At 66.6% G+C, this 20,002-nt stretch carries 20 protein-coding genes; 11 read left to right on the top strand and 9 right to left on the bottom strand.

Features of this window, described 5'->3' with window-relative positions; all coding sequences use genetic code 11:
* Positions 1-50 precede the first annotated feature (50 nt).
* Together AXYL_RS06090 and AXYL_RS06085 are read right to left on the bottom strand one after the other, a co-directional pair.
* Entirely contained in the window at positions 51-1,031 is a 981-nt protein-coding gene (locus AXYL_RS06090; protein ID WP_013391917.1) for a Bug family tripartite tricarboxylate transporter substrate binding protein, read from the bottom strand.
* A gap of 159 nt (positions 1,032-1,190) precedes the next feature.
* Positions 1,191-2,318 (bottom strand): mandelate racemase/muconate lactonizing enzyme family protein, encoded by a 1,128-nt coding sequence (locus AXYL_RS06085; protein WP_013391916.1) that lies wholly within the window; start codon positions 2,316-2,318, stop codon positions 1,191-1,193.
* Between the two features lie 158 nt (positions 2,319-2,476).
* Between AXYL_RS06085 and AXYL_RS06080 the strand changes: the two genes are divergently transcribed.
* Positions 2,477-3,355: a LysR family transcriptional regulator gene (locus AXYL_RS06080; RefSeq protein ID WP_013391915.1), complete on the top strand. Its 879-nt coding sequence runs from the start codon at positions 2,477-2,479 to the stop codon at positions 3,353-3,355.
* 10 nt (positions 3,356-3,365) lie between these two features.
* On the opposite strand, the gene AXYL_RS06075 is transcribed toward AXYL_RS06080, so the two are convergent.
* Both AXYL_RS06075 and AXYL_RS06070 read right to left on the bottom strand, forming a co-directional pair.
* Positions 3,366-4,562 (bottom strand): amidohydrolase family protein, encoded by a 1,197-nt coding sequence (locus tag AXYL_RS06075; RefSeq protein ID WP_013391914.1) that lies wholly within the window; start codon positions 4,560-4,562, stop codon positions 3,366-3,368.
* Positions 4,563-4,628: 66 nt separating this feature from the next.
* On the bottom strand, positions 4,629-4,826 hold the full coding sequence (locus AXYL_RS06070) for a hypothetical protein (protein ID WP_013391913.1): 198 nt from the start codon (positions 4,824-4,826) through the stop codon (positions 4,629-4,631).
* A 191-nt stretch (positions 4,827-5,017) separates the two neighbouring features.
* Between AXYL_RS06070 and AXYL_RS06065 the strand changes: the two genes are divergently transcribed.
* Positions 5,018-5,530, top strand: coding sequence for a PmgT domain-containing protein (locus AXYL_RS06065; protein ID WP_013391912.1), 513 nt, complete (start codon positions 5,018-5,020; stop codon positions 5,528-5,530).
* On the opposite strand, the gene AXYL_RS35065 is transcribed toward AXYL_RS06065, so the two are convergent.
* Positions 5,527-5,700, bottom strand: coding sequence for a hypothetical protein (locus AXYL_RS35065; RefSeq protein ID WP_158307663.1), 174 nt, complete (start codon positions 5,698-5,700; stop codon positions 5,527-5,529). The genes AXYL_RS06065 and AXYL_RS35065 overlap by 4 nt on opposite strands.
* Positions 5,701-5,847: 147 nt before the next feature.
* Here AXYL_RS35065 and AXYL_RS06055 point away from each other — a divergent pair, with 147 nt between their 5' ends.
* Positions 5,848-6,180, top strand: coding sequence for a virulence factor (locus AXYL_RS06055; RefSeq protein WP_013391911.1), 333 nt, complete (start codon positions 5,848-5,850; stop codon positions 6,178-6,180).
* 256 nt (positions 6,181-6,436) lie between these two features.
* On the opposite strand, the gene AXYL_RS06050 is transcribed toward AXYL_RS06055, so the two are convergent.
* From AXYL_RS06050 to AXYL_RS06035, 4 genes are all read right to left on the bottom strand, one after another.
* Positions 6,437-6,685 carry a hypothetical protein gene (locus AXYL_RS06050; protein ID WP_013391909.1) on the bottom strand — a complete coding sequence of 83 codons (249 nt, stop codon included), beginning with the start codon at positions 6,683-6,685 and terminating at the stop codon, positions 6,437-6,439.
* Positions 6,686-6,917: 232 nt separating this feature from the next.
* Positions 6,918-8,276, bottom strand: coding sequence for a serine--tRNA ligase (gene serS / locus AXYL_RS06045; RefSeq protein ID WP_013391908.1), 1,359 nt, complete (start codon positions 8,274-8,276; stop codon positions 6,918-6,920).
* A 42-nt stretch (positions 8,277-8,318) separates the two neighbouring features.
* Positions 8,319-9,659, bottom strand: coding sequence for a replication-associated recombination protein A (locus AXYL_RS06040; RefSeq protein ID WP_013391907.1), 1,341 nt, complete (start codon positions 9,657-9,659; stop codon positions 8,319-8,321).
* Positions 9,660-9,740: 81 nt separating this feature from the next.
* Positions 9,741-10,532, bottom strand: a complete 792-nt coding sequence (locus AXYL_RS06035; RefSeq protein WP_013391906.1) for a deaminated glutathione amidase — start codon at positions 10,530-10,532, stop codon at positions 9,741-9,743.
* A gap of 154 nt (positions 10,533-10,686) precedes the next feature.
* Between AXYL_RS06035 and AXYL_RS06030 the strand changes: the two genes are divergently transcribed.
* The 8 genes from AXYL_RS06030 (at position 10,687) to AXYL_RS05995 (ending at position 19,967) form a co-directional block, all read left to right on the top strand.
* On the top strand, positions 10,687-11,958 hold the full coding sequence (locus AXYL_RS06030) for an amino acid deaminase (protein WP_013391905.1): 1,272 nt from the start codon (positions 10,687-10,689) through the stop codon (positions 11,956-11,958).
* 107 nt (positions 11,959-12,065) lie between these two features.
* Positions 12,066-13,622 carry an ABC transporter substrate-binding protein gene (locus AXYL_RS06025; RefSeq protein ID WP_013391904.1) on the top strand — a complete coding sequence of 519 codons (1,557 nt, stop codon included), beginning with the start codon at positions 12,066-12,068 and terminating at the stop codon, positions 13,620-13,622.
* A gap of 141 nt (positions 13,623-13,763) precedes the next feature.
* Positions 13,764-14,705 (top strand): ABC transporter permease, encoded by a 942-nt coding sequence (locus AXYL_RS06020; protein WP_013391903.1) that lies wholly within the window; start codon positions 13,764-13,766, stop codon positions 14,703-14,705.
* 1 nt (position 14,706) lies between these two features.
* Positions 14,707-15,582, top strand: a complete 876-nt coding sequence (locus tag AXYL_RS06015) for an ABC transporter permease (protein WP_013391902.1) — start codon at positions 14,707-14,709, stop codon at positions 15,580-15,582.
* A 2-nt stretch (positions 15,583-15,584) separates the two neighbouring features.
* Complete coding sequence (locus AXYL_RS06010) at positions 15,585-16,592, top strand: ABC transporter ATP-binding protein (protein WP_013391901.1); 1,008 nt, start codon at positions 15,585-15,587, stop codon at positions 16,590-16,592.
* A complete protein-coding gene (locus AXYL_RS06005; RefSeq protein ID WP_013391900.1) occupies positions 16,589-17,590 on the top strand; it encodes an ABC transporter ATP-binding protein in 1,002 nt (333 codons plus the stop codon). The genes AXYL_RS06010 and AXYL_RS06005 overlap by 4 nt, the downstream gene beginning before the upstream one ends.
* A 36-nt stretch (positions 17,591-17,626) precedes the next feature.
* Complete coding sequence (locus AXYL_RS06000) at positions 17,627-18,499, top strand: MurR/RpiR family transcriptional regulator (protein ID WP_013391899.1); 873 nt, start codon at positions 17,627-17,629, stop codon at positions 18,497-18,499.
* 13 nt (positions 18,500-18,512) lie between these two features.
* Entirely contained in the window at positions 18,513-19,967 is a 1,455-nt protein-coding gene (locus AXYL_RS05995; RefSeq protein ID WP_013391898.1) for an N-acyl-D-amino-acid deacylase family protein, read from the top strand.
* Positions 19,968-20,002 lie beyond the last annotated feature (35 nt).

Below are 20,002 nucleotides of genomic sequence, written 5' to 3'. Positions count from 1 at the left end.
ACTTTTTGGGGGGCCAGTGTCTCCATCAATTTCCGCCCGCCGGCGGCGCCTCAGCCTTCAGCCACGATCTTCGCGTCGCGGATGGTCTGGGCGTACTTCTGCTGCTCCTGCTTCATGAAGTCAGCGAAGCGCTGGACGCTGCCGCCGCCGTCCTCCGCTCCCACCTGCGCCAGCTTTTCCTGCACATCGGCCATCGCCAGGACGCGGTCGATGTCCTGGTTCATGCGCTGGACCATGGCGGCGGGCATCTTGCCCGGACCGACCATGCCGAACCAGATGCTGGCCTCGAAGCCGGGATAGCCCTGCTCGGCCACGGTCGGCACATTGGGGTGGCTCTTGGAGCGCTGCAGCAGTGTCTGCGCCAGCGCGATCACCTTGCCGGATTGCACCAGCGGCGTGGCAGTGGTCATGCCTTCGAAGCAATACTGCACGTGGCCGCCCAACAGGTCGTTCATCAGGGGCGCCGAACCTTTGTAAGGCACGTGCAGCACGTCGATGCCGGCGCGAGCCTTGAAGATTTCCAGCGCCAGGTGTTGCGCCGAACCGCTGCCGGCCGAACCGAAAACGATTTTGCCCGGCTGCGCCTTGCACAGCGCGACCAGTTCGGGCAGCGTCTTGGCGGGCTGCGCGGCGCCGCCCATCAGGATGGTAGGGGTCTTGCCGACCAGCGCGATGGGCGTGAAATCGCGCTCCACGGAATAGGCCAGCTTGGGCTGCAGACCCGGCGCGATGCCGTGGCTGTTGACGTGCGCCATCAACAGCGTGTTGCCGTCGTTGGGCTGGCGCGCCACCTGCTCGGCGGCGATGATGCCGGCCGCGCCGGCGCGGTTTTCGACGATGACGGGAATGTTCCACATCACGCCCAGCTTCTGCCCCAGCAGGCGCGCCAGCACGTCGGTGCCGCCGCCAGCCGGAAAACCCACCACGATCTTGACCGGCCCCTGCGGCAGGTCTTGCGCCCGCGCCGCCGCCGGCAGGACCAGCGCGGCCCCCAGCGCAGCGGCGCCGGTCATGAATTGCCTACGTTGCATTGCTGTCTCCTCGCGCGCCGGTCCGATGGCCGGCGACTGGTTATCGAAACACTGCCAGCATTCACCGCCTCCGGCCGTCTTGCGCGACCTGGCTGCGGCGCTCCTGCGCGGCTCGTCGCGGCCAGTCGGCGGCGATGCCGACCGACCGCGTTCCGGCCATTATTTGCCGACGCGGCTCCACTTGCCGTAGCGTTCGACCATGCGCTCATCGAAACCGAAGCCCAGGCCGGGTTCCTGGTGCAGCACCACGCGCCCCTGCTTGTGGGTCAGTTGGCGATCCACCAGCCTGCGGAAATTCAGCACCTGGTCGTCCCAGAAGAATTCGACATAGCGCGCATTGGGCGTGGCGGCAACCAGCGGCGCGTGCACATCATGGAACCAGTGCGGGCAGACCACCACGCCGTAGCTGGCGGCGGTGGCGGCGATGCGCTTCCATTCGGTGATGCCGCCGCAGACGGCTGCGTCGGTCTGCAGGATGCCGGCCGCGCCCTTGTCCAGCAACTCCTTGTGATACCAGCGGCCATAGCCGATCTCGGCGGTGGCGATGGGCAAGCGCGTCAGGCGCGCAAGCTTGGCATGGCTGTCGATGTCGTCGGGGCCGAAGGGTTCTTCGATGAAGTACGGATCGTACTGTTCGAAGCGTCGAATGTATTGCATGGCCTGGGTCACGTCCTGCCAGGCGTTGTTGCAGTCCATCATCAGTTCGACGTCGGGTCCGATGGCCTCGCGCGCGGCCTTCAAACGGGCCTCTTCCTCGGCCGGGGACAGGCGGCCGGTCTTCATCTTCACGGCGCGGAAGCCCTTGTCCACATAGCTCGCCATTTCCTCGCCCAGGTGCTGGGGGGTCTTGCCGTCCAGGTAATAGCCGCCGCTGGCGTAGGCCGGCACGGTTTCCAGTTCAACCGCGCCCAGGTACTTGTGCAGCGGCAGGCCGACGGTCTTGGCGTTCAGGTCCCACAGCGCGATGTCCAGGGCGCTCAGCGCCCGCATCACGGTGCCTTGCCGGCCTTGCAGCAGGGCTTCCTGATACATCGCCTGCCACAGGCCTTCGACGGCGAGTGAATCCTTACCCAGCAGCACGGGCCCCAGCAGATCCCGCACCGCGGCCTCGAAGATGGCGCCGCCCGCGCTGCCCACGTAGCAGAAGCCGATGCCTTCCACGCCGTCGGAGGAGCGGACCTTCACCAGGCCGTAGTGGCGCGTCGACACGCTGCGGTTCGAAAACGAGGTGACCTTGTCCAGGGGCACCGCGGCGGCGCACACGTCTATGGATTCAATGATGGGCACAACTGGCTCCTTGGTAAGCGGGATGGTCGGGCGGGGCCGGCGCGGCGTGCGCGGCCTCAACGCTCTGTCTGTATTCTTGCCGCGGCCAAAGAAAACAACAATTATCTTCATCCATCTTTAGAATATGAAAAAAACATCTTTTAAGGAGGGCGGCGCCGGTGGATTCGCGCTTTCTGCAAACCTATGTGCACGTGGTGGAGCTGGGCTCCATCGCCCAGGCCGCGCGTCACCAGGGGCTGACGCCCGCCACGGTGCAGCAGCGCTTGCGCGCGCTGGAAGCGGACATGGGCAGCGCCTTGATCGCGCGCTCCGGCCGCACCGTGAAACCCACGCAGGCGGGCCTGCGGATTCTGGAGCGCGCCCGCGCCATCCTGCGCGACGTGCGCGACCTGCGTTCCGCCGCGTCCGACACCGAACTGCCCGCCGGGCCGCTGCGCCTGGGCGCCACCCCCACCGCGCTGACCGGCATCATGCCGCCCGTGCTGCGCACCTGGACCGCGCGCCATCCCCACATCGAAATCTACATAGAACCTGCACCCACCACCCTGCTCTACGGCAAGGTGCTGTCGGGAGAACTGGACGGCGCACTGCTGGTGCATCCGCTGTTCGCCATCCCCAAGACCTGCGCCTGGCGCGACCTGTGGCAGGAGCCCCTGGTGCTGGTCACGCCGGCCGACATGAAGGTGCGCGATCCGCTGGCGGTCATCGCGCGCGAACCCTACATCTGCTATGACCGCAGCGTGGTGGGCGGCAAAATGGCCGACGACTACCTGCGCGCGCGCAGCTTGCGGCCGCATGTGCGCTTCGAGCTCGATGGCATCGACTCCATCGCCAAGCTCGTGTCGGAAGGATTGGGCGTGGCGCTGCTGCCCGACTGGGCGACCACGGGCGAACCGCCAGCCCGCGTCAGGCGCTGGCCGCTGCCGCCGCCTTGCCCGGTGCGCACGGTGGGCGCGATATGGCTGCGGTCGGGCGTACGTTCGGCGCTGATGCAGGCGTTCGTGGAAATGGCCGAGGCTCAGCTCGGCCTGGGCTAAGCGCGGAAGATCAGCGCTGCGGGTCCGCGTCGCGGCCATCGCGAGCCACGACCACGCCGCCGGACACCACCAATCGGCGCGGCGCCCGTGTCGCCACGGCCTGCGCGACGCAACTGGCGTCGACCAATACCAGGTCGGCGCGGGCGCCCGGCGCCAGGCCATAGTCCGCGAAACCACAGGCGCGGGCTGCGGCGGCGGTCACGTAATCGAAAGCCCACTCGACCTCATCGTCGCGCCGCAGGTCGTTGCGCAGGCCAATCAGCATGGCGCGCGCCAGCATATCGGGGCTGCCGTAAGGGGTCCAGGTGTCGCGGATGCCGTCGTTGCCGCCGAAGATCGTCACCCCTGCTTCGCGGCAGGCGCGCACGGCCGGCACGGGACGCGATGGCGGCGCCGTGGTCAACAAGGCCACATCCAACGCGGCCAGCCGCCGCAGCAGGCCGTCCAGCCGCTTCGCGTCCACGCCGCCAAGGCAGAAGGCGTGGCTGATGACGACCTTGCCCTGCATGCCCAGCGCCTGGACCCGGTCCAGGATCAGGTCCAGCGTGAATGCGCCCAGTTCGCCCGGTTCGTGCAAATGGATATCGATAGGTTTGCCATGCTTGCCGGCGATGCCGAACAACACGTCGAGCGACCTCGCCGGATCGCGGTCTATGGCCGACGGATCCAGGCCGCCCAGCACGTCCGCGCCCTGCGCCAGGGCCTGGTCGAGCAGTTCGGCCGTGCCGGGCCGGATCAACAAGCCCGATTGGGGAAAGGCCACGGTCTGGATCTCGACGCGTCCGGCCAGCTCCTGGCGCGTGGCATGCACGCCTTCCAGGTGGCGCAGTCCGGCGTCGGTATCGATGTCCACATGACTGCGGATGCGGGTCGTGCCTTCGCGCAGGAAGGCCAGCGCCAAGGCGCGCGAATGGCTGGCCGCATCATGGCCGCTGCGGGCACGCCAAGCCCGCTCGTTCTCGATGCGGTCGGTCAGCGCCGGCCCCACCTCGTTCACGTACCAGGGCGAGTCCCAGGTGGTCTTGTCCAGATGCGTATGGCCTTCGACCAGGCCCGGCAGCAGCAAGGCGCCCAAGCCGTCCTCGACAGGCACGCCGGACTCGGCGGCGAGGCCGGGCCCGATACTCTGGATGAGTCCGTCGCGCACCAGCACATCCACCGCGGCGCCTTGCGGCGCGCGGACATTCTTCAACAACAGATCAGTCATGGCAGGCTTCCAGGCGCCGCGCGTGGCGGCCGGCCTTGCACAGACCAGGCGGCACGCGCCGTCGACTCAGGCTTGAGGCGGTTCTATCCAGAAAAAACGTTCGCCCTGGCGGACCATGTCGGCCACGCCTTCGGCGCCGATGCGGTAGTCCGTGCCCATCAGCGTGGCGCCGCCATCCTCGTGGATATGAATGATGGCCAGCGGGTCGTTCGCCATGGTGTACCAGTAGTAACCCGGCTTGAGATCATGCAGGTTTGTAGTCATGTTTCGAGTATACAAACATCCCCGCGCCGTATTCAAAAAGACACAAAAACCCAGGCTATGCCTGACATGATGGTCATGAGGCGGCATACTTCCCGATTCCAGGCCCAAACCGCCCGCACCGTTGGCATGCGTCGACCCGGCAGTCGCCGCATGGGCGCATATGCTTTGATCGTGAGAGGAACCGCGAGCGTATGAAAAGGCAGTCTCTTCAATTCAGCGAGCCGCTTAAACAAGCTGTTTTGGACGGCCACAAAGTACAGAGCCGGCGCATCCTGAAGCCGCAGCCCACCAAGCTGACCACGGTCTGGTATGCGGATGCCGCCGATTCCGGCAGATGGGTGGCCATGGGCCCTTCGCTGGATCATCCAACCGAACTGCGCAAGACCTCCAGCTGGGTCAGGTGCCCTTATGGAAAATCCGGCGACAGCATCGAATTGACCGATGAAGTCGGCAATACCTTCGCCACCGCAGTGATCGTCGGGGTGCGGGTCCAACGCCTGCAAACGCTGTCCGAGGCCGATGCCCGCGCCGAAGGCACGCAGGCCCTGTATCAAAGCTCCGCCCTGCTGCCGGGCGTGCCGCTGCAAACAGCGTTTGCATTGACCTGGTGCGAGCGCTACGGCTCACATGCCTGGGCCGCCAACCCCTGGGTATGGGTCGTCGAATTCCGCCGCCAGCAGGCCGACGACGAGCCGGACGCCTAGCGCGGCTTGCGCTCGCAGCCCAGAAACTGCTGCGTCCGCGCAACGCCGTTACCGGGAAACAGGGGCGGATGGTGACCGCCTGTAACCTGCCCGCCCGACTTCACCTGATTCCAGGCGATTTCAATCGATTTCAATCGCGGCCGCTCCAGAGCGGGCAATTGCTGCTGCATGGCAGCAAGCCGCATGCCGCGTTTGCGGGGACGGTTGCGGATTGTCGCGATTGACGCCGGCCCGCTTACGTCTGCCTGATCAAAAAAACCGAAAATGGCATCAACGAATACTCAACTTTGCTGCGTCATGCGGCAGGCAGGTGCAACATGAAAAAATGGCTTATCGCTGGTGCTGGTGCCGCTGGTCTGCTGATCTCCAGCGTCGCCCTGGCTCGCGTGGACGTCGGCATCTCGATCGGCATCCCGGGCGTCGTGTACCCCGCGCCGGTCTACGTCGCGCCCCAGCCGGTTTACGTGGCGCCCCCGCCCCCCGTCTATTACCGCCCGGCGCCGGTGTATGTCGCGCCGCCGGTGGTCTACCCGGCGCCGGTTTATTATCGCGGCGGCGGCCGCTACTATGACCGCGGTTATTACTATGGCCGCGGACGCGGACACGACCATCACCACGGCCGCGGCCGCGGACATGACCGCGACGATTAAACCGCGGGACGGTCGCCAGGCGCAGGCCTGATAACTCCGGAAAAGACAAAGGCCACTCGCAAGAGTGGCCTTTTTTCTGCGCGGCAATATCCGGTGCCGCGCGGAGGTGCCTCAGGCCGTAGGGGCCTGCACGGGTTTGCCGGCCAGCACGGCCGGTTGCTGCGGGGTTTTGCTGGCCTTGTCATCGGCCCACCGCGGCGCTTCCTGAACGAGATCGATCCAACGGCGGGGCTCGCTCGACGACCGCCACCAGCCATTATGCGGACGCATGGGCAAACTCCGGTTCACCGTTGAAACGCACCCCGTTGATGCCCTGGAACAACTGCCGGCTTTCCTGCTCGGCTTCGTGCAGGCTCGAAAACGGCGCCTGCCCGGGCACGGTCCAGCATTTTTCCGGCGCGGTACCGCCGACGCGGCGGGTCCATATCTGCACACGGTAGCCCTGCTCGTCTTCCTGAGCCACGGAGCATCTCACACGAAAATCTCCAATCATTCTTGAAGTCATGGGCAACTCCTTGTTATTTAAGTGAATGAAGCGTGTAGCACACGGGGCGTATTGTGCCGTAACTATCCGGCCCTTTTATTGGAATACACAATTGCTCACATCATAATCAAGCGCTCTCGCCCGCAGGTTAATGACCTGAAGCGACAGGAATATGTATTGATAATAAAAAAACGGAGCCCCAAAGGCTCCGTCTTTTACTCCGCCAAATGACGGATGGACAGGCTATGTCGCGTCAGGCTTGCGCCGCCGGATTCAATACCGTCAGGCCGCCCATATAAGGTTGCAGCGCTTGCGGAATCAGCACGCTACCGTCGGCTTGCTGGTGATTTTCCAGCACGGCGACCAGTGCGCGGCCCACGGCCAGGCCCGAACCATTGAGCGTGTGGACGTATTCCGGCTTGCCCTGGGCATTGCGGAAACGCGCCTGCATGCGGCGGGCCTGGAAGGTCTCGCAGTTCGATACCGAGGAAATCTCGCGCCAGGTGTTCTGCGCCGGCAGCCATACTTCCAGGTCATAGGTCTTGGCCGAGCCGAAACCCATGTCGCCGGTGCACAGCAGCACCACGCGGTACGGCAGGCCCAGCAGCTGCAACACGCGCTCGGCGTGGCCGACCATGTCTTCCAGCGCCTCGTAGGACTGATCGGGCTGCGTGATCTGCACCATTTCGACCTTGTCGAACTGGTGCTGGCGGATCATGCCGCGGGTATCCCGGCCGCCGCTGCCAGCTTCCGAACGGAAGCACGGGGTGTGAGCGGTGAGCTTGAGCGGCAGGTCGGCGGCGGCCTGGATGGTGTCGCGCGCCACGCTGGTCAGGGTGATTTCCGAGGTGGAGATCAGGTACTGGTCTTCACGCACATAAGGCTTGCCCTGGTCGTCGACCTTGGGATCGTCGTCGCCGCCGCCCTTGGACACGGCGAACATGTCGTCCTTGAACTTCGGCAACTGGCCCGTGCCATACAGCGTCGAGGCATTGACGATGTAGGGCGTGTAGCACTCGGTATAGCCGTGCGTGCCGGTCTGCAAGTCCAGCATGAACTGCGACAGCGCGCGGTGCAGGCGCGCGATGGGGCCGCGCATGAACGAGAAGCGGGCGCCGGACAGCTTGGCGGCCATGTCGAAATCCAGCCCTAGGGGTTCGCCGATGGCGACGTGGTCGCGCGCCTCGAACGCCAGGGCGGGCGGGTTGCCGTCGGCCCCCGCAGCGCCGGGCAGCCAACGGCGCACCTCGACGTTGTCGTCGGCGGACTCGCCCAGCGGCACGCTGGCGTGCGGCAGATTGGGCACCGACATCAGCAATTCGTTGAGCGGCTGCTGCAAGGCGGCCAACTCTTCTTCCAGCTGCTTCAGGCGCACAGGCACGGCCTGGGATTCCGCCATGACGGCGCTGGCGTCCTCGCCCTTGGCCTTGAGCTGGCCGATCTGCTTGGCCAGCGCGTTGCGGCGGGCTTGCAGGGACTCGGTTTCGGTCTGGACGGCCTTGCGGCGGGATTCCAGCTCATTGAACCGTTCCGTGTCGAAGGACACGCCACGGCTTTTGAGGCGGTCGACGACGGTTTGCAGGTCTTTGCGCAGCAGTATCGGGTCTAGCATGGTGATATCGGTGAGGTTGCGTGAAGCAACGGGCGCGGCCCGTTACCGTTTCTTGGCGCGTTCCTGGGCGTCCAGCTCGCGCAGGAATGCCAGCTTTTGCTGGATTTTAGCCTCCAGGCCGCGATCGGTCGGCCGATAGAAGGAGGGATTGAGTCCATCGGGGAAATATTGCTCGGCGGCAGCGTAGCCATGCGGCTCGTCGTGCGCGTAGCGGTAGGCCTTGCCGTGGCCCAGCTGCTTCATCAATTTGGTGGGCGCGTTGCGCAGGTGGATAGGCACCGGCGCGCTGCCGTGCTCGGCCGCGAACTTGCGCGCCTGGTTGTAGGCGTTGTAGACGGCGTTCGACTTGGCGGCGCAGGCCATGTAGACCACCGCCTGCGCCAACGCCAGCTCGCCTTCCGGCGAGCCCAGGCGTTCATAAATGTCGGCGCCATTCACGGCCAGGTCGGTGGCGCGGGGATCGGCCAGGCCGATGTCTTCCACCGCCATGCGCACCAGGCGGCGCGACAGGTACTTGGGGTCGGCGCCGCCGTCGATCATGCGGCAGAACCAGTACAGCGCGGCGTCGGGATTGGAACCGCGCACCGACTTGTGCAGCGCGCTGATCTGGTCGTAGAACGCATCGCCGCCCTTGTCGAAGCGGCGCAGGTTCTGCGACAGCGAGATCTCCAGCCAGGCCGCGTCCACCGTGTCCCGGCCGGCGGCCTGCGCCGATTCGGCCACGACTTCGACCGCGCTGATCAGGCGGCGCGCGTCGCCGTCGGCCCAGGCCGCCAGCTGTTCGCGCGCGTCTGCATCGACATGGATGCGCTCGCCCTCTTCCAGCCCGTCGTTCAGGGCCTGCACCGCGCGGTCAACCAGCTGCTGCAGTTCCTCGGCGGTGAGCGATTGCAGCACGTACACCCGGGCCCGCGACAACAGCGCCGAATTGACCTCGAACGAAGGATTTTCGGTGGTGGCGCCGATGAAGGTGAACAGCCCGCTTTCCACGTAGGGCAGGAACGCATCCTGCTGCGCCTTGTTGAAGCGGTGCACCTCGTCGACGAACAGGATGGTGCGGCGCCCCTGGCCTTGCGCCACCTGGGCCACCGTGACGGCGTCGCGGATGTCCTTGACCCCGCCCAACACCGCCGAGATGGCGATGAACTGCGCGTCGAAGCCGTCGGCCATCAGCCGCGCCAGCGTGGTCTTGCCCACGCCCGGCGGCCCCCAGAAGATCATGGAGTGCGGGCGCCCCGACTCGAACGCGACGCGCAGCGGCTTGTCCGGCCCCAGCAGGTGCGACTGCCCGACCACGTCGGACAGCGTACGCGGGCGCAGCCGTTCGGCCAGGGGCACATAGGGCCGATGCGCAGGATCGGCCGCGAAGAGATCGTTGCTCATTGGCAGGAGATGAGGGGAGACAGCAAGTAATTCAAGTCAGCATTACACCATGGCAACGGCCCGCGCCTCCCCAGTATGGCCCTAGGCCAGCCCCGGCAGCCCGAAGCGCCGGTTCGCCAGCACCGGCAGCACCTTGCGGGCATGGGCCAGGCGTTCGGGGTCGATGTCGGCGAACACCAGCGCCGGCGCCTCGCCCGCGCGCGCCGTCACCACGCCCAGCGGGTCCACCACCATGCTGCAGCCGATGTTGCGTTCGCCGCATTCGCCGGTGGCCGCCACATAACAGGTGTTTTCCAGCGCCCGGGCCGTGACCAGCACTTCCCAGTGCATTTCCTTCAACGGGCCGCGGACCCAGGCCGACGGCAGCACCAGCAGATCCGCGCCGTCCAGCGCCAGGCGCCGCGCCAGTTCGGGAAAACGCACGTCATAGCAGGTCATCAGGCCGACGCGCAGGCCGCCGATGTCCAGCAGCGGCGGGATGTCGATGCCGGGCGTGACGTTGGTGGATTCCTTCATATTGAAGGCGTCGTACAGGTGCAGCTTGCGGTATTGCGACAGGATCTGGCCGTCGCGCAGCGTCACCAGCGTGTTCCAGACGCGCCCTTCACCTGTCGGCACGTGCACGCACATCATGGTCGCCAGCTGCGAGCCGCGGCTGGCTTCCAGCAGGCGGCTCATGAAGGGGCCGTCCAGCGGCTGGGCCGCCTTCAGGACGATCTGCGGATCGGTGATGTCGCGGGCCAGGATGCCTTCAGGCAGGACCAGCAAGCCGGCGCCGCCAGCGCGGGCGCGTTCCATCAAGTCTATGCAGACCTGGGCGTTTTCTTCCCAGACGCGGCTGACGGCGAACTGGCCCAAAGCAACTTTCAGCATGACGCTTTCCTTGTGTCGGAGGATTTTCCTATTGTCGCGCCAACCGCCGGACAACGCCGACTACGGGAAACTCCTAGCTCCCGCTTGTAAATTCTTTTCACGATAATGAAAAAAACCAGATTTGACGTAAATATTTTCCATAGCAGGCGGCCCCATGACGAATTCCTCCTCCCCCGCAGCCCCCTTGGACGCGAACGGCAAAGGCCTGGGCGCCTTTCCGGAATCCTGTACCACCGCGGGTGTGGCCGCGCTGAACTGGAATCTGCTCAATGAGGACGTCAGCCTGCCCGTGGCGGTGCTGTACGAGACCCGCGTGCGCCACAACCTGCAATGGATGCAACGCTTCATGGAAGCGTACAAAGTCAAGCTGGCGCCGCACGGCAAGACCACCATGAGCCCGGCGCTGTTCCGGCGCCAGATCGAGGGCGGCGCCTGGGGCATCACACTGGCGACCGCGCCGCAGGTCCAGGCGGCCTACCAGCACGGCATCCGCCGGGTGCTGATGGCCAATCAGCTGGTGGGCCGCGCCAACATGGCCATCATCGCCCGCCTGCTGCGCGACCCGGCTTTCACCTTTTTCTGCATCGTGGACTCCCCCACCAACGCGGCCCAGCTGGGCGCCTACTTCGGCGAACAGGGGCTGATCTTGCCGGTGCTGATCGAACTGGGCCCGCAGGGCGGCCGCACCGGCGTGCGCGACGATGCCCAATTGCAGGCGCTGGTCGAAGAGATCGGCAAATGGCCCGGCCTGGCCCTGGCCGGCATCGAAGTCTATGAAGGCGTGCTGCAGGAAGAAAACGCGATCCGCGCCTTCCTGCGCCGCGCCACCGACTCTCTGCGCAGCCTGGCCGCCGCCGGCCGCCTGCGCAAGAACGGCCCGGCCTTGATCTCGGGCGCCGGTTCGGCCTGGTTCGACGTAGTGGCCGAGGAATTCTCGCAGCTGGATATCGGCGCGCCGCTGGAAATCGTGCTGCGCCCCGGCTGCTACCTGTCGCACGACGTCGGCATCTACCGCTCGGCCGCCGAGCGCATCAACGCCCACAACCCGGTCGCCCAGAAAATGGAACCCGGCCTGCAGCCGGCCTTGCAGGTCTGGGCCTATGTGCAGTCGCTGCCCGAACCGGGCCGCGCCATCGTCGCCATGGGCAAGCGCGACGCCGCCTTCGACGCCGGCCTGCCCACGCCCGCCGCGCTGTTCCGCCCCGGCCGCGACACCGCGCCCGGCCAGGCCCCCGCGCACTGGAAGCTGAGCGCGATGATGGACCAGCACGCCTTCATGCAGATCGGCGCAGGCGACGACATCCAGGTCGGCGACATGATTGCCTTCGACATCTCCCACCCCTGCCTGACCTTCGACAAGTGGCGCCAAGTGCTGCTGGTGGACGAGCAATATCGCGTCACCGACGTGGCCGAAACCTTCTTCTGAACGTCCCTGCCCGCCGCGCCGGAGCGGGGGCAGGAAGCATCGCGGGACCCCGGCGCACTCATCTAACTACAAGCAAAACCCGTTTTTGACCCTCTGGAGAGAGAATCATGAACTTCCGTACCTCCCGGCGAGGCGGTGGGCTCAATAGCCTGCTGCTGGCCGGCGCAATTGGCTTGACCGCATTGTCGTCCCCCGCCCTCTGTGCCACGCCGATCAAGGGAGGCACGATCTCGGTCGCCACCATAGGCGAGCCGCCCACGCTGGATCCGATGACCAGCACGGCTGACCTGGTCGGCATCCTGACCCAGCATTTCTTCGAAACGCTGTACACCTTCGACGGCAAGTGGAACCTGACCCCGCTCTTGGCCGACAAGCTGCCGGAAGTCTCGGCTGACGGGCTGATCTATACGATCCCGCTGCGCCAGGGCATCACCTTCCACGACGGCTCCAAGATGGATTCGTCCGACGTGCTGGCCTCGCTCAAGCGTTGGACCGAGACCGCCACGCGCGGCAAGATGGCCGCCAAGATCATCACCGGCATGGAAGCGCCTGACGCCAACACCATCCGCATCACGCTCAAGCAGCCCTATGCGCCGCTGACGGCATTGCTGGCCATGAACAACAGCGCCGCCGTCATCATGCCCAAGGGCAAGATCGCTCCGGCCCTGACCGAATTCGTCGGCACCGGCCCGTACCAGTTGAAGGCGCGCGTGCCCGACCAGTACATCCAACTGGTCCGCTTCGAAGGCTACAAGCAGCGCGAAGGCGAGCCCGACGGTTTTGGCGGCGCGCGCAAACAGTACCTGGACGAGATCCGCTTCGTGCCGGTCAGCAATGCCAATACCCGCGTCGAAAGCGCGGTGGCCGGCCAGTTCGACTACGTCGATTCGCTGCCGGTGGAATCGCTGCCCAAGCTCAAGAACGGCCGCTCCGACCCCGTCATGCTCAAGCCCTTCGGCTGGCCGCGCCTGGTGCTCAACACCAAGCAGGGCATCATGTCGAACCTGGCGGTCCGCCAGGCCGTACAGCTGGCGCTGAACGAAGAAGACATGCTGTACGCCGCCTTCGGCGACAAGAACTTCTACAAGCTCAACGGCGACCTCTATCCCGAGGGCTATCCCTGGGCCACCTCGCTGGGCGGCAAGGTCTACAACAAGGGCGACGCCGCCGGCGCCAAGAAACTGGTGGACGGCGCCAACGTGCAGGACCGCAAGATCCGCATCCTGACCAGCCAGCAGTACGAGTTCCACTACAAGATGGCCCTGGTGGCCGCCGAATACCTGAAGGCCGCCGGCTTCACCGTCGACATGCAGGTGGTGGACTGGGCCACGCTGACGCAACGCCGCCAGGATCCGGCGCTGTGGGACGTCTTCATTACCCACAGCCCCTTCCTGCCCGAACCGGCCCTGATCGACTTCCCGTCCAAGGACGCGCCGGGCTGGTGGGACACGCCGCGCCGCAACCAGACGCTGGACGCCTTCAACCAGGCCGGCAGCCAGGAGGAACGCGTCAAGCGCTGGGCTGACGTGCAGCAGGCCGTGTACGACGAAGTGCCCTTCATCAAGGTCGGCGACTTCAACGCCCAAGCGGCACGCTCGCCGTCGCTGCAAGGCACCAAGGCCGTGCCGTGGCCCTACTTCTGGAACGCCTGGAAGTCGAAGTAAATGGCGTAGCGCGGCAGGGCAAAGGCGTAATCCAGCCCTCCTGCCGCGCGCGACGCATCAGCGCATGCCCCGCAGAGCGCGCCCTTCCAACAAGCGCGCCGCCCCCTCCCCACGATACGACGCTTTTTTAGGACATCCATCGTGTTGCGTTATCTCTTAAACCGGCTGGTCGGGCTGGTGGCCGTGATGTTCATCGTCGCGACCATCGTGTTCGTGATCATCCGCGTCACGCCTGGCGATCCGGCCGCCGTGATGCTGGGTCCGCAGGCCAGCCAGCAGGACATCGCCGCGCTGCGCACCCAGCTGGGGCTGGACCAGCCCATGGTCGTGCAATACCTGTCGTGGCTGGGCAAGCTGGCCCAAGGCGACCTGGGCCAATCCATCTTCATGAACAAGCCGGTGCTGTCGGCGCTGGCCGACCGCGCCGAGCCCACCATCCTGCTGACGCTCATGTCGCTCTTGATCGCCAGCGCCATCGCGCTCCCCGTGGGGATCCTGTCCGCGGTCAAGCGCGGCACCACGCTGGACCAGTCGGTGCTGTCGTTCTCGATGTTCACCTCCAGCGTGCCCAGCTTCTGGCTGGGGCTGCTGCTGATGCAGGTGTTCTCGGTCAAGCTGGGATGGCTGCCGGTGGCCGGCTACGGCGGACCGGACGCCTCGCTCATGACCCGGCTGTCGCACCTGATCCTGCCCGCCGTGGTGCTGGGCCTGGTGAACTCGGCGCTGATCACGCGCTTTATCCGCGCCAGCATGCTGGACGTGCTGCGCGACGACTATGTGCGTACCGCGCGCGCCAAGGGCCTGCCGGAAAGCAAGGTGATCCTGAAGCACGCCGTGCGCAACGCGCTGATCCCCATCCTGACGGTGCTGGGCCTGACCACGGCGCTGCTGATCAGCGGCGCGGTCGTGACCGAAACCGTGTTCGGGCTGCCCGGCGTAGGCAGCCTGGTGGTATCGGCGGTGCTGCGCCGCGACTACCCCGTCATCCAGGGCGCGCTGCTGATCATCGCGGCCATCTATGTCCTGATCAATCTCATCATCGATCTGCTCTATCTGCTGGTCGACCCCCGGGTGCGCTACTGATATGGCTATCGCAACTTCCGCAAACTCCGCCGCTGGTGCCGACCGCTGGCAGGTCCTGCGCCTGCTGGTGTCGCGCAAGACCGTGCTGATCAGCCTGATCGTGATCATCGTGCTGGTGGCCGCCGCGCTGCTGGCGCCCTGGCTCAGCCCCTACGATCCGTTCAAGCTGTCCATCATGAACCGGCTCAAGGCGCCGGGCGCCGCGCACTGGTTCGGCACCGACGACTTCGGCCGCGACGTGTTCAGCCGCGTCATCTATGGCGGCCGCCTGTCGCTGATGGTGGGCTTCTCCGTCGTCATCGTGTCCAGCATCCTGGGCATCGCATTGGGCCTGATCGCCGGCTTCTTCCGCACGGCGGACAAGTTCGTGTCGCGCCTGATCGACGCCATGATGGCCTTCCCCGACATCCTGCTGGCAATCTCGCTGGTGGCCGCGCTGGGTCCCTCGCTGGTCAACGTGGTGATCGCGCTGGGCATCGTCTACACGCCGCGCCTGGCCCGCATCGTGCGCGCCTCGACCCTGGTGATCCGCGAACTGCCCTTTGTTGAAGCGGCCCGCGCGCTGGGCGTGCCCACCTGGCGCATCGTCACCGTGCACGTGCTGCGCAACCTGGTGTCGCCCATCCTGGTGCAGGGCACGTTCATCTTCGCCTACGCGATCCTGGCCGAAGCCGGCCTGTCCTTCCTGGGCGTGGGCGTGTCGCCCGACATCCCGACCTGGGGCACCATGATCAACGCCGGCCAGCAGTACATGGGTTCGGCCGACTGGATCATGATTTTCCCCGGCATCGCCATCGTGTTGTCCGTGCTGTCGCTGCAACTGGTCGGCGACGGCCTGCGCGACGTCCTCGATCCGCGCCTGCGCAAGGAGCTGTAATCATGACCGCAAGCACCCGAGACGTCGTGCTTTCCGTGGAAGGACTGAAGACCTGGTTCCACAGCCGCGACGGCATCGCCAAATCGGTGGATGGCGTGACCTTCGACCTGGCCCGCGGCGAAACGCTGGCCATCGTCGGCGAGTCCGGTTCCGGCAAGTCCGTGACCAGCCTGTCCATCATGGGCCTGCTGCCCAAACCGGCGGGTCGCATCGAGGCCGGCAGGATCCTGTACCGCGACCGCCAGGGCGCGCAGCACGATCTGGCTCAGGCCACGCCGGCCACCCTGCGCAAGATCCGCGGGGCCGAAATCGCCATGATCTTCCAGGAGCCCATGACCAGCCTGAACCCGCTGTACACGGTGGGCGACCAGATCGCCGAAGCCGTGCTGCAGCACGAAGGCGGCTCCTATGACGCCGCGCTCCGACGCGCCCGCGAAATGCTGGAGCGCGTGGAAATCCCGGCGGCCGACCGCCGCGTCAACGAGTACCCGCACCAGATGTCGGGCGGCATGCGCCAGCGCGTGATGATCGCTTTGGCCCTGGCCTGCAACCCCGCCGTGCTGATCGCCGACGAGCCCACCACCGCGCTGGACGTGACCGTGCAGGCGCAGATCCTGGACCTGCTGCGCCGGCTGCAGGCCGAGATGAACATGAGCATCCTGTTCATCACGCACAACCTGGGCGTGGTGGCCGAGATCGCGCATCGCGTGGCGGTCATGTACGCGGGCCGCGTGGTCGAGGACGCCGGCGTCTACGACCTGTTCGAAAAGCCCACGCATCCCTACACCCGCGGTTTGCTGTCCTGCATTCCCACCGCCGCCCTGCTGGCCTCCGGCGAACGGCTGCGCGCCATTCCCGGCAACGTGCCCAGCGTGCTGTCGCTGCCGCCCGGCTGTACCTTCGCGCCGCGCTGCCCGCTGGCCGCCGACGACTGCCGCGCCGCCGTGCCTGAACTCATGCCGGTGCAGACCGAACACCGCGCGCGCTGCATCAAGGTGAATCCGATATGACGACTAGCCCCATTCCCATCCGCGCCGAAGAGCCGCTGGTGCGGATCCAGGACCTGAAAGTCCACTTCCCCACCTCGCAGGCGCGCAACGCCCCCGTGGTGAAGGCCGTGGACGGCGTCAGCTTCGACGTGCCGCGCAACACCATCGTCGGTCTGGTCGGAGAGTCCGGCTCCGGCAAGACCACCACGGGCCGCGCCCTGCTGCGCCTGTTCGCGCCCACCGCCGGACGCATCCTGTTCGACGGCCAGGACATCACCAAGCTGTCCGAAAAACAGATGCTGCCCTGGCGCCGCCGCATGCAGATCGTGTTCCAGGACCCCTACGCCAGCCTCAACCCGCGCATGACCGTGGCCGAGATCCTGGGCGAGGCGCTGGACACGCACCGCCTGGCGCAGAACCGCCGCATGGCCCGCATCGGCGAGCTGCTGGAACGCGTGGGACTGAACGCCGACCACAGCCGCCGCTATCCGCACGAGTTCTCGGGCGGCCAGCGCCAGCGCATCGGCATCGCCCGAGCCCTGGCGGTCGAGCCCGACTTCATCGTGGCCGACGAGCCGGTCTCGGCCTTGGACGTCTCGGTGCAGGCTCAGGTGCTGAACCTGCTGCAGGACCTGCAGCGCGACCTGGGGCTGACCATGCTGTTCGTGGCCCACGACCTGGCGGTGGTGGACTATCTGTGCGATGAGGTCGTGGTGATGTACCTGGGCCGCGTCATGGAACGCGGCCCCACCAGCGAGGTCTATGCCCGCCCCCGCCATCCCTATACCCGCGCGCTGCTGTCCGCCGCGCCGGTGCCGGACCCGCGCGCGCCGCGCTCGCGTATCCTGCTAAAGGGCGACATCCCCAGCCCGGTCAATCCGCCTTCCGGTTGCGTGTTCCGCACCCGCTGCCCGTACGCCATCGAAAGCTGCGCGACCACCGAGGCGCAGGCCGCCAACGTCGGTCCGGGCCACTATGTGGCTTGTTCGCGCATCGGCGATGCCGAACTGGCCGCCTGATCGCCGCCCTGTCCAGACCAGACCCAGGAAGCCCACATGAACATCATCCGCGACATCGTCTTCCAGATACGCAGTCGACGGGACTCGCTGAGCGTGACCGAACGCAAAGTCGCCGACGCCATTCTGGACAACATCATCTGGGGCGCCAGCGCCACCGTCGACCAGCTGGCCGCCAAGGCCGGCGTCAGCATCGCCACCATCTCGCGCTTCGCGCGCACGGTCGGCTGCGACGACACGCGCGACCTGAAGCTGAAGCTGGCCCAGGCCAGCACCGTGGGCAGCCGCTTTCTCGACCCCAGCGCGGCGCCCGAGGAAAGCACCTTCTACGCCCGCATCTACGCCGACATCGAAAGCACGCTGCGCGCGCATCTGCCCAACTTTACCGAGCAGTTGTTCGAAGCGGCCGCCGGCATCGTCGACGGCGCGCGCATGATCTACGTGTTCGGCATGGGCGGCGCGTCGGCCGTGCTGGCGCAGGAAGTGCAGTCGCGCCTGGTGCGGCTGGGCTACCCCATCGCCGTCTACAGCGACGCGGTGCTGCTGCGCATGGTCGCGGCCACCCTGGACGAGCGCGATGCCGTACTGATCCTGTCGGCGTCAGGCCTGACGCCGGAAATCGTGGGCGCGGCCCGCATCGTCAAGCAGTACCAGGCGCGCATCGTCGCCATCACCGACGCGACCTCGGCGCTGGCCGAACTGGCCGACGTAGTCCTGCCCATCCGCACCGACGAAACCGACTTCATCTACAAACCCTCGGCGTCGCGCTACGCGTTGATGCTGGCCATAGACCTGCTCTCGACCGAACTGGCCATGTTGAACCAGGAAGAAAACCGGGAGCGCCTGCGCCGCATCAAACTGGCGCTGGACGAACACCGCGGCGGCCCGAACCGCCTGCCGCTGGGCGATTGAACTGGAACACAAGATGTACGACACCCTCATAGGCAATGTGCTGGTCCTGGACGGCACCGGCGAACCCGCCTACCGCGCCAGCGTGGCGCTGGCCGACGGCCGCATCGCCGCCATCGGCGACCTGCCCGGCGCGTCCGCCCGCCATCTTTTCGACGGCACCCGCCTGGCGCTGGCCCCGGGCTTCATCGACGTGCACACGCATGACGACACCAACGTCATCCGCACGCCGGACATGCTGCCCAAGCTGTCCCAGGGGGTTACCACCGTGGTGGTGGGCAACTGCGGCATCAGCGCCTCGCCCGTGGCCTTGCGCGGCGAACCGCCGGATCCGATGAACCTGCTGGGGTCCCGCGCCGACTTCAGCTATCCCACCTTTGCCGACTACACCCGCGCCATCGAGGCCGCGCAGCCCGCCGTGAACGTGGCGGCGCTGGTCGGCCACACCGCCCTGCGCAGCAACCACATGGACCGGCTCGACCGCGCCGCCACGCGCGACGAAGTTCTGGCCATGCGCGCACAGCTGCGCGATGCGCTGGCGCACGGCGCCGTCGGCCTGAGCACCGGACTGGCCTATGCCTCCGCCTTCGACGCCGATACCGACGAGGTCAAGCTGCTGGCCGAGGCCCTGGACGAATTCGGCGCGCTCTACACCACCCACCTGCGCTCGGAATTCGCGACCATCCTGGAAGCCATGCAGGAAGCCTTCGACATCGCCCAACATGCCCGCGTGCCGGTGGTGGTCTCGCACCTGAAGTGCGCCGGGGCCGGCAACTGGGGCCGCACGAAGGAAGTCCTGGCCACGCTGGAAACCGCGGGCCGCCTGCAACACGTAGGCTGCGACTGCTATCCCTATTCCGCCAGCTCGTCCACGCTGGATCTGAAGCAGGTCACGGACGAATTCGACATCGACATCACCTGGTCCGTGCCGCATCCGGAGCAGGCCCGCCGCAAGCTGGCGGACATTGCCGCCGACTGGGGCCTGCCCTTGCTGGAAGCGGCGGCGCGTCTGCAGCCGGCGGGCGCTGTGTACCACAACATGCACGAAGACGACGTGCGCCGCGTGCTGTCGCACCGGCTTACCATGGTGGGCTCCGACGGCCTGCCCAACGATCCCATGCCGCACCCGCGGCTGTGGGGCGCGTTCCCGCGCGTGCTGGGGCACTACAGCCGCGACGTGGGGCTGTTCCCGCTGACCGAGGCCGTGCACAAGATGACGGGCCTGTCCGCCGCGCGCTTCGGCCTGGCCGAGCGCGGCCTGGTGCGCGAGGGCTACCACGCGGACCTGGTGCTGTTCGATCCGGCCACGGTCATCGACCGCGCCACCTTCGCCGCCCCGGTGCAGACCGCCGCCGGCATCGAGGCGGTCTGGGTCAATGGCGCCCTGTCCTACCGCCAGGGCGAGGCCACCGGCGACCGCGCCGGCCGCTGGCTGCCTCGCAGCGGCGACCTGCGCAAGAACTTCCAATAGGCGCCCTGCGCCAGACCGACCCTCATTCCAAGGAG

It is taken from the genome of Achromobacter xylosoxidans A8 (assembly GCF_000165835.1).
GTDB classification, from domain to species: Bacteria; Pseudomonadota; Gammaproteobacteria; order Burkholderiales; family Burkholderiaceae_B; genus Achromobacter; species Achromobacter xylosoxidans_B.
This window is presented reverse-complemented; position numbering and strand designations above follow the sequence as displayed.

Excerpts from the sequence above, each read along its gene's own strand:
- AXYL_RS06090 (WP_013391917.1), bottom strand. The coding sequence starts at position 1,031 with ATGCAACGTAGGCAATTCATGACCGGCGCCGCTGCGCTGGGGGCCGCG.
- AXYL_RS06075 (WP_013391914.1), bottom strand. The coding sequence starts at position 4,562 with ATGACTGATCTGTTGTTGAAGAATGTCCGCGCGCCGCAAGGCGCCGCG.
- AXYL_RS06070 (WP_013391913.1), bottom strand. The coding sequence starts at position 4,826 with ATGACTACAAACCTGCATGATCTCAAGCCGGGTTACTACTGGTACACC.
- AXYL_RS06065 (WP_013391912.1), top strand. The coding sequence starts at position 5,018 with ATGAAAAGGCAGTCTCTTCAATTCAGCGAGCCGCTTAAACAAGCTGTT.
- AXYL_RS35065 (WP_158307663.1), bottom strand. The coding sequence starts at position 5,700 with ATGCAGCAGCAATTGCCCGCTCTGGAGCGGCCGCGATTGAAATCGATT.
- AXYL_RS06055 (WP_013391911.1), top strand. The coding sequence starts at position 5,848 with ATGAAAAAATGGCTTATCGCTGGTGCTGGTGCCGCTGGTCTGCTGATC.
- AXYL_RS06050 (WP_013391909.1), bottom strand. The coding sequence starts at position 6,685 with ATGACTTCAAGAATGATTGGAGATTTTCGTGTGAGATGCTCCGTGGCT.
- serS (WP_013391908.1), bottom strand. The coding sequence starts at position 8,276 with ATGCTAGACCCGATACTGCTGCGCAAAGACCTGCAAACCGTCGTCGAC.
- AXYL_RS06040 (WP_013391907.1), bottom strand. The coding sequence starts at position 9,659 with ATGAGCAACGATCTCTTCGCGGCCGATCCTGCGCATCGGCCCTATGTG.
- AXYL_RS06035 (WP_013391906.1), bottom strand. The coding sequence starts at position 10,532 with ATGCTGAAAGTTGCTTTGGGCCAGTTCGCCGTCAGCCGCGTCTGGGAA.
- AXYL_RS06030 (WP_013391905.1), top strand. The coding sequence starts at position 10,687 with ATGACGAATTCCTCCTCCCCCGCAGCCCCCTTGGACGCGAACGGCAAA.
- AXYL_RS06025 (WP_013391904.1), top strand. The coding sequence starts at position 12,066 with ATGAACTTCCGTACCTCCCGGCGAGGCGGTGGGCTCAATAGCCTGCTG.
- AXYL_RS06015 (WP_013391902.1), top strand. The coding sequence starts at position 14,707 with ATGGCTATCGCAACTTCCGCAAACTCCGCCGCTGGTGCCGACCGCTGG.
- AXYL_RS06010 (WP_013391901.1), top strand. The coding sequence starts at position 15,585 with ATGACCGCAAGCACCCGAGACGTCGTGCTTTCCGTGGAAGGACTGAAG.
- AXYL_RS06005 (WP_013391900.1), top strand. The coding sequence starts at position 16,589 with ATGACGACTAGCCCCATTCCCATCCGCGCCGAAGAGCCGCTGGTGCGG.
- AXYL_RS06000 (WP_013391899.1), top strand. The coding sequence starts at position 17,627 with ATGAACATCATCCGCGACATCGTCTTCCAGATACGCAGTCGACGGGAC.
- AXYL_RS05995 (WP_013391898.1), top strand. The coding sequence starts at position 18,513 with ATGTACGACACCCTCATAGGCAATGTGCTGGTCCTGGACGGCACCGGC.